Here is a 1,443-nt window from a genome sequence, read left to right on the forward strand (position 1 = left end):
GCCCAGACATAGGCCAAGGGCCACTGCAACTGCCCGCTGAGATACTTGGACAGGGTGCCCTTGCCGACCTGCCCGCCAAGCCGCGCATTGATCGTCTCGGCGGCAGCGTCGAGACAGCCGAACGTACCGTCGATCAGCGCCGACATGGCGGCATTGATGGTGCGCGCGTCACTCATCCGGAAACCTCGTTTCCTGTGCATCCCCGCGAGAGACAGGCAGGCTGTGGGCATGGGACAGACAGACCGACAGCATGTTGACGAAACGCCAAGGCAGGGCGGAAACTGCGGACGCGCCGGGCGGCAACCCGGACGCGCCCAACCACATGACGCCACAAGGAACACGTCACATGGCAATCCCAGACGCCGAGATAAAAAAGGCCTTTCACCTCATCCAGAACCGGGTGACGGCACTGGAGCACGTCGTCACCGCTTTGATCGCAACAGACTCCGCGCTCCTTCGAAACGCCGTGGAGTCCGGCATCGCAGACCCCGATCTGGTCGCGACTGCTTTCGGTCGGAAAGCCGAGGAAACCGGCATTCAGGGCGCTGGAGAGGACCTTTTGCGCCAAATCGCGGCATCCTACCGGGACTGGAGTGCGAGCGATCGCAGAACACATCTCAGTCTTGTCCCCTCTTCGGAACCAAACGAAGATTAGAGACCTCCCCCGCCCGCATCCAGCGTGTCTGCACATCATCACCGATCGCGATCACCGGGACACGGCGCGGCACCCTCGACGGCTTCGGCGGTGGCGGGGTTTGCGGTGCCGCCGCCACGATCCTGTCGAAAGGCACCCGGTCACGCTCCTGCCGGATCGCCCTAGCGGCAAGGCAGCCCGCGCCGAACCCGGCAAGCGCTCCGACCAGGGCGGCAAGGAAGAGGAAGGCGGTGAAAACGGCAGGGGTCATGTCGTTCCCTCGCTTGCGAGGGAACCCCCGCCTGGCGACTGACAGTCTCCGGGGCACTGATGTTCGTGATCGCCATCGGCGCCGCCATTCGACTGGCCGTCTACCTGATCTGACGCGGCGCTGGCCACGCGGGTCAATGTGCACCCGGGTGCAAGCCACAACGACGCCTCCCCACAGGCGTCACAGGTCAACACCTCGATCATGTCAGGCGCGGTGCAAACCCAGGGCACGGCGGGCGCCGGGCATGGATGCTCATGCCCACACTCCGGGCAGGCCCAGCCCACGATCACCCCGCACCTTTCCATGGAGAGCGTCAGCCACTCTGCCAAACGACGCAGCGCACCCCGGATCATCACAAATACCCCTTCCCGGTAACGCGACAACGCGCACACCAGCTGCGTTGCGCTCTCGGCATCCAGCACCAGCCGAACGACCTCTCCGCCCTCCGTCTCGAAGGACAGGTGACCTGCCCCCAAAGAACTGGGCCATTCAAAAGTAGAGTTTGTTCTCGTAACGTTCAAAACGACGAGGAGAACAG

The 1,443-nt window shown here is 63.9% G+C and carries 2 protein-coding genes; one reads left to right on the forward strand and one right to left on the reverse strand.

The window, feature by feature from the left end:
* The first annotated feature begins 250 nt into the window (after positions 1–250).
* The gene (locus KZZ07_RS26535) at positions 251–655 is read left to right on the forward strand and encodes a hypothetical protein (protein ID WP_219519896.1); all 405 of its coding nucleotides are present in this window, start codon (positions 251–253) and stop codon (positions 653–655) included.
* Positions 656–901: 246 nt separating this feature from the next.
* Here the strand turns inward: KZZ07_RS26535 and KZZ07_RS26540 are convergent.
* Positions 902–1,443: hypothetical protein (locus KZZ07_RS26540; RefSeq protein WP_219519898.1), on the reverse strand; the 542-nt coding region annotated here is incomplete at its 5' end.

Source organism: Mameliella sp. CS4 (assembly GCF_019392335.1).
GTDB lineage: Bacteria > Pseudomonadota > Alphaproteobacteria > Rhodobacterales > Rhodobacteraceae > Antarctobacter.

Bases quoted from the DNA above. Each gene is read 5' to 3' on its own strand.
- KZZ07_RS26535 (WP_219519896.1), top strand. From the start codon at position 251: ATGTTGACGAAACGCCAAGGCAGGGCGGAAACTGCGGACGCGCCGGGC.